The 6,637-nt window shown below is 50.8% G+C and carries 6 protein-coding genes and 1 pseudogene; 5 read left to right on the top strand and 2 right to left on the bottom strand.

The genetic code is table 11. From position 1 onward, the window contains the following. Nucleotides 1–395: pseudogene (locus B3180_RS01985) on the bottom strand (hypothetical protein); the annotation flags it as partial. A 161-nt stretch (nt 396–556) separates the two neighbouring features. On the opposite strand from B3180_RS01985, the gene rraA reads away from it, so the two are divergent. Both rraA and B3180_RS01975 read left to right on the top strand, forming a co-directional pair. After that, nucleotides 557–1,042, top strand: coding sequence for a ribonuclease E activity regulator RraA (gene rraA / locus B3180_RS01980; protein ID WP_054490318.1), 486 nt, complete (start codon nt 557–559; stop codon nt 1,040–1,042). A 2-nt stretch (nt 1,043–1,044) separates the two neighbouring features. Next, the gene (locus tag B3180_RS01975; RefSeq protein ID WP_199495053.1) at nt 1,045–2,091 is read left to right on the top strand and encodes a formimidoylglutamase; all 1,047 of its coding nucleotides are present in this window, start codon (nt 1,045–1,047) and stop codon (nt 2,089–2,091) included. On the opposite strand, the gene hutI is transcribed toward B3180_RS01975, so the two are convergent. Continuing rightward, the gene (hutI, locus tag B3180_RS01970) at nt 2,042–3,268 is read right to left on the bottom strand and encodes an imidazolonepropionase (protein ID WP_278358926.1); all 1,227 of its coding nucleotides are present in this window, start codon (nt 3,266–3,268) and stop codon (nt 2,042–2,044) included. The two genes, B3180_RS01975 and hutI, sit on opposite strands and share 50 nt — an antisense overlap. A gap of 122 nt (nt 3,269–3,390) precedes the next feature. Here hutI and hutC point away from each other — a divergent pair, with 122 nt between their 5' ends. From hutC to B3180_RS01955, 3 genes are all read left to right on the top strand, one after another. After that, the gene (gene hutC / locus B3180_RS01965; RefSeq protein ID WP_054490313.1) at nt 3,391–4,092 is read left to right on the top strand and encodes a histidine utilization repressor; all 702 of its coding nucleotides are present in this window, start codon (nt 3,391–3,393) and stop codon (nt 4,090–4,092) included. A gap of 3 nt (nt 4,093–4,095) precedes the next feature. Continuing rightward, complete coding sequence (gene hutU, locus B3180_RS01960; protein WP_271332265.1) at nt 4,096–5,772, top strand: urocanate hydratase; 1,677 nt, start codon at nt 4,096–4,098, stop codon at nt 5,770–5,772. A 9-nt stretch (nt 5,773–5,781) separates the two neighbouring features. After that, nucleotides 5,782–6,637 (top strand): aromatic amino acid lyase (locus B3180_RS01955; protein ID WP_286842651.1); only part of this gene is annotated, 856 nt, incomplete at its 3' end.

The following is a 6,637-nucleotide window of genomic DNA, read 5'->3' as shown; positions in this document are numbered from 1 at the left end:
AGCCAGAAGTAGGAGATAACCCCGCCAATGAGTGAAACGGCGTAAGCAATATACTGCCAGTATTTTTGTGGTTTGCTGTTAAAGGCGGCACAGGACGCCCCCAAAGCAATAAAGCAAATTGCCAGGTACTGGAAGGTTAAGGCAATGCCTTGTAAGCCGCCGGACCAGTTAAGCGCAGACTCGGGTGCAACCATTGCGCTGCCTGCAAGGAAAGCGCGAATTAACTCACTGGGGCCAAAGGCAAAGCAGGCAAAAGACCAGTAACTTAAGTAGTCACGTCGATAATAACGGTGATAATACATAAGCAGCGACGCGAAACCGATAAGAAAAACGGCTTGTATGGCGTGCGCAAAGGTCTCTATTGCCAGACTTGTCATTAGGTCAAGCTGCGGCATGAAAATAGCGATTCACTTTATTATTATTATAGTTAGTTAGATTAAACGGGTTTTTATTCTATAATTCAAGGGTTTCGTTACCTCTGTCGGGCTTACTTTTGTCCTTGCCGGATAGCAGGTATACTGCCAGTCACTGCTATAGCAACGTCAGGAACACAATCATGGAATACAACACTTCAGAACTTTGCGATTTATACCCCGATATGGTCGATGTGGTTGAGCCCATGTTTGAGTCTTATGGAGGCCGTAGCTCTTTCGGCGGTCGTCTGGTTATCATTAAATGCCACGAAGACAAAGGGCTCATTGAAGAAACGGTGGCGGCAGACGGTGGCGGCAAAGTGTTGCTGATAGATGGTGGTGGCTCGGCACGTCGTGCTCTGCTTGATGCTGCTATAGCCGAACAAGCTATGGATAACGACTGGGAAGGCATTGTCTGTTATGGGGCTGTGCGTGAAGTTGATGCGCTGGAAGAACTGGACATTGGTATTCTTGGCGTAGCTTCTATTCCTGTGGGGGCAATTAGTGAAGGTGTGGGTGAAGTGAATGTGCCGGTTAACTTTGGCGGCGTCACCTTTTTACCCGATGATCATCTCTACATTGATACCACGGGTGTCATCTTGTCTCCGGAACCACTAGATATTGAATAACTATGAGTGAGATTTCGTTTTTAGAATTAACCGATCCGGCTAAATGGGTAACGGTGCGCGAGCAGGAAACAAAAATTGGTCAGGCTATTCGGGTTCTTTCTGAGCAGGGAACTTATGAAGAAAGCTTGGCTGCAGCCTGGGAAGACGGCCAGCGCGTAGCTTTAGTGGGAGTTCCGGAAAGTATTGGTGTGCGCGCGAATCTTGGCCGCGCAGGTGCTGACGATGGCTGGCAGTCCTTTCTCAAGAGCTTTTTGAACCTGCAGAAAACCGGCCTGCTTTCTACCCATGAATTGTTGCTGATTGGTGCTGTTAATTGTGATGATTTGAATGAAAAAGCTGAGGAGCTGGATACTTCGAACCCGCATGAACTAGCGACGTTACGCGAACTTTGCGCACAGGTCGATGCGCGGGTGGAAAAGGTGCTGACGCCGCTGTTCGAGCAAGGCTTTGAAGTCATTGTTATTGGTGGTGGTCACAATAACGCGTATCCACTATTGAAGAGCCTGCATAAAGTGACCGGTGAAGCCTGTGGAGCCGTGAATTTAGACCCGCATGCAGACTTTCGCCCGCGCGAGGGTCGTCATTCCGGTAATGGTTTTAGCTACGCCTATATGGAAGGCGCGCTGGAGTTTTATCATATTGTTGGTCTGCATCAGGGGAAAAACTCCGCCAGCAGTCTTCGCCAGTTGCAGGACGCAGGAATGCGTTACCATACGCTGCACCGCTTATACGAGCGTCCATTTACTGAAGTGATGGACGAAGTGGTGGCAAAAGCGGTGTCCTGGCAGCGTCCACTGGGCATTGAGGTTGACGTGGATGCCTTAAACGCTGTGCCTGCCAGTGCGGTGAATTATGTTGGCTTGAGTCTTGGACAAGGCTTTCAGTACGTTAAGCGACTGGCAGAGGTTAGCGAGGCACGTTACCTGCACCTTGCCGAAGCCGCACCGTCATTATGCAGTGCGGGCTTCGATGAAGGCATGAAAATTTGCGGACAGCTGCTTAGCGAGCTGACCACGGCTTACTTACACGGTCGTGAGCGACGCCGTTAAACCACAAGGTTTTTAGCGGGTTGACGCCAAATTGGTAAGTTAACTCAGCGGCGTCCTGACAATTCCATAGCGCTAAATCTGCGTAACAGCCTTCGGCAATAACGCCCCTTTTCTCTTCACCTAAGGCTTTGGCAGCATTAACTGTTACCCCGCGCAAGCATTCTTCCGGTGTCATGTGGAAGAAGGTAGCGGCCATTTGCAGCATTAACGGTAGGTTGTGAATAGGCGAAGAGCCCGGGTTTGCATCGGTAGCGATGGCCATGGGAACGCCGTGCTTTCGCAGTAATTCAACCGGCGGCTTTTGGGTATCGCGCAGAAAATAGAATGCGCCCGGCAATAACACCGCTACTGTGCCATTTTCGGCCATGGCTTTAACGCCTTCTTCGTCTAGCTGTTCAAGATGATCAGCAGATAACGCCTGATATTCCGCGGCCAGCTTCGCGCCTTGCTGATTAGTAATTTGTTCGGCATGAAGCTTAATGGGAAGCCTTAACTTTTTAGCTGCTTCAAACACTTTTTCAGTTTGTGCCGGGCTGAACCCAATGCTTTCACAAAAAGCGTCAACAGCATCGACCAGCCCTTCGTTCGCCAGAGTCGGCAGAATGTTTTGGATAATTTCATCAATATAGCCGTCGGCGTTATCCTTGAACTCTGGCGGCACGGCATGCGCTGCCAGTAGCGTGGTCTTTATGTTCACCGGCAACTGTTCGGCTAACTGACGCGCTACGGTTAACTGTTTGCGCTCGTTTTCTAAGTCCAGCCCGTAACCGGATTTTACTTCAATGCTGGTGACGCCTTGTGACATTAAGGTTTCCGCTCGCTCTAAAGCTAATTTAAGCAGCTCTTCCTGTGAAGCCTCGCGAGTGGACTTAACGGTGCTTTTAATGCCACCGCCCTGCTCGGCAATTTCCTGATAGCTGGCGCCATGCAAACGTTGAGCAAATTCATTAGCCCGCGAACCAGCCCATACCAGATGGGTATGGCAGTCGATTAATCCAGGGGTCAGCAAACCGCCGTTACCGTCAATGACTTCCGCCGTCGGAGTGGCGGGAGCGTCAAAGGCTGCACCTACAAATTCAATTTTTCCTTTATTGATAATGACTGTAGCGTCGTGGATCAGACCATAGCCCTGATCATCGTTCATTGTTGCTGCGTTGATGTTTTCTATACGTTGCATAGCAGTCCTTAAAGGTGAGTTCTGATAAAAGAATAGCAAAAGTAACTTGTATAGACAATTATTCTGGACTAGACTTTTACCCTCAAAAGTACCGTGTCATATCATTCATTGTTGGGGTCGGGATGAATAAATTCTCAAAGATAAAACAGCACATTTATCTGAAGATAGAGTCCGGTGAGTGGCCTGAAAACCACCCTGTCAGTTCGGAAAACGCATTATCGACGCAGTTCTCGGTCAGTCGTATGACGGCTCGCAGAGCCTTGCAGGAGCTTGCGGATGAAGGTTTGGTGATAAGAACGCAGGGGTCCGGTACTTACGTTGCCCCCATCAAGTCGCAAACCTCGTTTATGGCCATTCGCAACATAGCCGACGAAGTGCGTTCGCGGGGACACGACTACCGCGCCAAAGTGCATTTGCTAAAAGAACAGCCGGCAAGCGCGCAAATTGCGGAAGCACTGGAGCTGGAAGAAGGGAATCCGGTTTTTCATTCGTTGATCACCCACTATGAAAATGACCAGCCGGTTCAGCTTGAAGAGCGTTTTGTGAATCCGAAGCTGGTACCCGATTATCTTAAGCAGGACTACAGTAAGGTCACTCCGCATGAATATTTATGCGTAGTCAGTCCGCTAACCGAAGCCAGTCATCAAATTGAAGCCATTCTGCCGGTCAGCACGATATGCCAATACTTAAATATCGACCGTCACGAACCTTGTCTCAGAATTTTGCGCCGTACCTGGAGCTCAGGCGGTGTGGTCACCTTTGCCACACTGACTCACCCTGGCTCCCGGTTTAAGTTAGGTGGCCATTTAACCTTTAAGGAGTAAGTCATGTCATTCACCCGTTTGGATAAAAGTCGCAAAATAAGCGCACCTCATGGAACCGAGCTAACCACCTGTAACTGGCAGGTAGAAGCTGCAAAGCGGATGCTAATGAACAACCTGGATGACGAAGTTGCCGAACACCCACAGGCACTGGTCGTTTATGGTGGTATTGGGCGTGCTGCGCGCAGTTGGGAATGCTATGACAAAATTATTGAAACTTTAGAGCGCCTGAAGCCAAACGAATCTCTGTTGATTCAGTCGGGTAAACCGGTGGGTGTATTTCCGACTCATGAAGACGCGCCGCGTGTATTGATCGCGAACTCTAACCTGGTGCCCGAATGGGCAACATGGGAGCACTTTAACGAGCTCGATAAAAAAGGCCTGATGATGTACGGGCAGATGACTGCGGGCTCATGGATTTACATTGGCTCGCAAGGCATTGTGCAGGGCACCTATGAAACCTTTGGCGCGGTTTCGCGTCAGCACTTCGACGGAGACGCTAAAGGTAAGTGGGTACTTACTGGTGGTCTTGGAGGCATGGGCGGAGCTCAGCCTTTGGCGGCCACCATGGCCGGCTTTTGCATGTTAGCGGTGGAGTGTGATGAGTCGCGCATCGATTTCCGTTCGCGCACCGGCTATGTGGATCATAAAGCCACCAACCTGGACGATGCGTTAAAGCTGATTAACGACGCCATGGCAAAAGGCGAAGCCATTTCAGTGGGCTTACTGGGTAACGCCGCTGACGTTTATTCTGAATTGCAGCAACGCGGTGTCACACCGGATGTGGTGACTGACCAAACGTCTGCCCACGACCCTCTGCACGGTTACTTGCCACAAGGCTGGACGCTGGAGGAGTATAAAGAGCAGCAGGAAAGCGACCCCAGTGGCACGGTAACCGCCGCGAAAGAATCTATGGCGGTACAGGTTCGCGCTATGCTGCACTTCCAGAAAGAAGGCGCAGCTGTACTGGATTACGGCAACAATATTCGCCAGATGGCGAAAGACGTGGGCGTTGATAACGCCTTTGACTTCCCGGGTTTTGTCCCCGCTTATATCCGTCCGCTGTTCTGCGAAGGTATTGGTCCATTCCGCTGGGTGGCGCTTTCGGGTGACCCGGAAGACATTTACAAAACCGACCAGAAAGTCAAAGAGCTGATTCCGGACAACGAGCACTTACACAACTGGCTGGATATGGCCAAAGAACGCATTAGCTTCCAGGGCTTGCCGTCACGTATTTGCTGGATTGGCCTTAAAGACCGAGCCCGCATTGCTCGTGCGTTTAATGACATGGTTAAAAGCGGTGAGTTAAAAGCTCCTGTGGTTATTGGTCGTGACCATTTGGATTCCGGCTCAGTTGCCAGCCCTAACCGCGAAACCGAAGCGATGCAGGACGGCTCTGATGCGGTATCGGACTGGCCGCTGCTGAATGCGTTGCTGAATACAGCCGGCGGTGCGACCTGGGTCAGCCTGCACCATGGTGGTGGCGTCGGTATGGGTTATTCACAGCACGCTGGTGTGGTGATTGTGGCCGATGGTACCGAAGAAGCCGACAAGCGCTTAAGCCGGGTGCTGTGGAACGACCCGGGCACAGGCGTTATGCGTCATGCTGATGCCGGATACGATATTGCGAAAAACTGCGCCCGCGAACAAGGGCTTGATTTACCGATGCTGGATACGAAGTAAGGAGGTTGCATGAGTCATTTTGAATTACAGCCAGGACAGTTGCAGTTAAGCGAACTGCGCCACTGGTTTTATCAGCATCAGACGCTAAAGCTTTCTGATGAAGCGAAAGACAACATTGCGATTTCGGCAAAAACCGTTGCGGATGTACTGGAGCAAGGGCGAGTGGTTTACGGTATTAATACCGGTTTTGGACTGCTGGCGAATACACGTATTCCACCAGAACGTTTGACTGATTTACAGCGCCGCATTGTGTTGTCGCACGCCGCCGGCACCGGTGACTTAATGGAAGACGCCGTGGTGCGTTTAATGTTGTTGTTGAAAATTAACTCTCTGTCGCGCGGGTTTTCCGGTGTGCGGCAAGTGTTAGTTGATGCGTTGATTAAACTGTTGAACGCCGAGGTGTATCCCTGCATACCGGAAAAAGGTTCCGTAGGCGCATCTGGTGATTTAGCGCCGTTAGCGCACATGGTATTGCCGTTAGTGGGTGAAGGTACGGTGCGCCATAATGGCGAGGTGCTAAACGCTAAAGAAGGTCTGAAAATAGCGGGCATTGAGCCTTTTGAACTTGCGCCGAAAGAAGGTCTGGCCTTATTAAACGGCACTCAGGCATCAACCGCACTGGCATTGGCAGGTTTGTTCCGAATTGAGCGTAACTACCATGCGGCCATTGTGGTGGGTGCGACTTCTGTGGAAGCCGCTATGGGTTCACGTGCGCCATTTGATGAACGTGTACACGCTGTGCGCGGACAGCCGGGGCAAATTAAAGCGGCGGAAATGCTGCGTCACGTGCTGACTGACAGTTCTGAAATTGCCAAAGACCACGAAGACTGCGAGAAAGTGCAGGATCCGTATTCTCTGCGTTGTC

It is taken from the genome of Idiomarina sp. UBA4206, assembly GCF_002383015.1.
Lineage (GTDB): Bacteria > Pseudomonadota > Gammaproteobacteria > Enterobacterales > Alteromonadaceae > Idiomarina > Idiomarina abyssalis.
The sequence above is the reverse complement of the archived record's forward strand: the minus strand, read 5'-3'. Positions and strand labels throughout refer to the sequence as shown.

Coding starts and splice junctions, on each gene's coding strand:
- rraA (WP_054490318.1), top strand. CDS start 557: ATGGAATACAACACTTCAGAACTTTGCGATTTATACCCCGATATGGTC.
- B3180_RS01975 (WP_199495053.1), top strand. CDS start 1,045: ATGAGTGAGATTTCGTTTTTAGAATTAACCGATCCGGCTAAATGGGTA.
- hutI (WP_278358926.1), bottom strand. CDS start 3,268: ATGCAACGTATAGAAAACATCAACGCAGCAACAATGAACGATGATCAG.
- hutC (WP_054490313.1), top strand. CDS start 3,391: ATGAATAAATTCTCAAAGATAAAACAGCACATTTATCTGAAGATAGAG.
- hutU (WP_271332265.1), top strand. CDS start 4,096: ATGTCATTCACCCGTTTGGATAAAAGTCGCAAAATAAGCGCACCTCAT.